This is a genomic window from Mycolicibacterium peregrinum, assembly GCF_001665625.1.
In the GTDB taxonomy this organism is placed as follows: Bacteria; Actinomycetota; Actinomycetes; order Mycobacteriales; family Mycobacteriaceae; genus Mycobacterium; species Mycobacterium peregrinum_B.
Genome location: NZ_LZSY01000055.1, coordinates 1 through 1,922, shown reverse-complemented (window position 1 = coordinate 1,922; position 1,922 = coordinate 1). Strand labels below are relative to the sequence as shown.

The window sequence follows — 1,922 nt, the reverse complement described above, 5'->3', positions numbered from 1 at the left end:
ACATCAGACCGCCTCCCAAGTCCTCAGTGCCTCCCGAATTCATGGTCAAATGACTCCCGAATCCACGAGCAAAATCACGTCTTGGTTGCCGTTCTCAGGCGCTTTGGGAGACATTTGACGAGATAGGAACACTGCTAGTGTGAGGCATGGCCGTGGGCACCAAGGAATTTGGGCAGTTCGTTCGCATGATGCACTCTGAGGCTGCATCGCGAAGAGGGAGACGCGAGGCTGACCTGCCGAGCTCGCGCAGCGGGGTACTGGCCAGTGTTGAAGCTGGCAATCGAGTTGAATTTTCCGAACAGGCGCTAGCCCAATTAGATGCCGATATGTGTTGGCCCAGCAACCTGAGCACCCTGCTGCTGGAAAGCGACTCCTACCACGTTAGCGCGCAGATCAGACGACTGTCGTTCGGCTCGGTTGCAGACCTGCAACGCGGAAACGGCGACCGCGCACCGATTATCGGGGTCCTCCCCGCCGACGGCCGGCCGGTGACGATGCCTACTCAGCTGACGACAACGCTGCATCGCAACCTTGTGCTGAATATCGCTCATGCCTGGCGGAAAACCACTTTCATCGACATGTGTGCCTACGACCATCCCGACCACACGTTTCACATCAAAGAGTTCTTCGCCCAATGGAAGTCATACACAGGTGGGCAGGCCTACACGACCATTAGCACCAACGTTCCGGGCACCGCCCTTGTGATTGATCCGGTTTCCGAGATCGACCGTATGCGCCGCGCGGAAACGTTGATCGACCTGCTATCAACGACCGAGCTCACACACGAAGAAAAGACTCGCACAGCATTCACGCTGGTATGGGCCGCGGCTCAAGCCAACCGCAGCAAAGAAGCCGGGTTGACAGTATTGACCCGCCTTGCAGTGGATGGCCGTGACCCATCGACGCGGTCCATCGTGCTCGACAAGTTCCAGCCGGCCTGGCGTGAATCGGGGCTATCTGCAGCTGCGGCGGAACCCGATTGGGACGCAATTGATCTGTTCGCCGGGATCATGCGGGGCAGCGACACACTTACCGACGTCAGATTCACGCCGAACGGCGCTCAGGAGCCAGAGGTCATCACTATTGATGGCCCGACCATTTCACCAATCGCCTCACTCTTCGGCAGGCCCTCGCTGGTTCTGTATGACTCACGGATCAACCCGGAGGTGCCGACCATCGTCAACTGGTTCGGGTCGGTCTCATTTCCCACGCTCACAATCGCGGCTGATAACCACCGCGTTCATCCAGAGCTTGCCGGTGAGGGGGGCTATGTGCTGCGGCTGGCCGAGGCCAGACAAGGAAGCACCGTTGGCGAACTCAGTAGCTACGGGGGCATCGATCCCTATGGCGCGCAGCCGAGACTGGATGGCTGGTTCGGCGACCGCACCCTAATACTGATGGATGATGAAGTGGCACAACGGGTTTACGTGCCACAAGGCCTCTACTGAACTGTTGTGGCGATCTCCCACAGGCGCACGTCAGCGGCCAGAACAGTGTCGAATCCGGTTCCTGGATTCGACACGTCACCCAGCTGGGCGGGCACATCACCGGGGGAGAGATAGCGGCGATGTGGCTGATGCTGAGGTGCGTATCAGAGGCGGCCATCCAGTCGGAGTTGACCGGCCACCGCATGTCGGGTGCCACCGCTACGGTTGTTGACGTGCTCCCCGGACTGAAGCCCGGGGATTCCCGCTGGCGGCTCACGCCGCTGTTGGGGTGCTTCCTGTTTCAACACCCACTGCCGCAACGGGTTGCGGTCTTACACGGGCTTGGTCAGCGCGGCTGGCCAAATTTTTCGCCGCCCGTTATCAGCGTTCAAGGCCGCGAACTAGGCGGTTCCGAATCTTATCTGTAGGAGAGTGAGTTGAAAGTGGAGATGACCAGCGGTGATACCGTCGCGGTCATGTCCGTGACGGGGCCAT

The 1,922-nt window shown here is 59.6% G+C and carries 1 protein-coding gene; it reads left to right on the top strand.

The features are described 5' to 3' along the window. Nucleotides 1-152: 152 nt before the first annotated feature. Nucleotides 153-1,448 carry a hypothetical protein gene (locus A5779_RS07410; protein WP_165609756.1) on the top strand — a complete coding sequence of 432 codons (1,296 nt, stop codon included), beginning with the start codon at nucleotides 153-155 and terminating at the stop codon, nucleotides 1,446-1,448. Nucleotides 1,449-1,922: the final 474 nt, after the last annotated feature.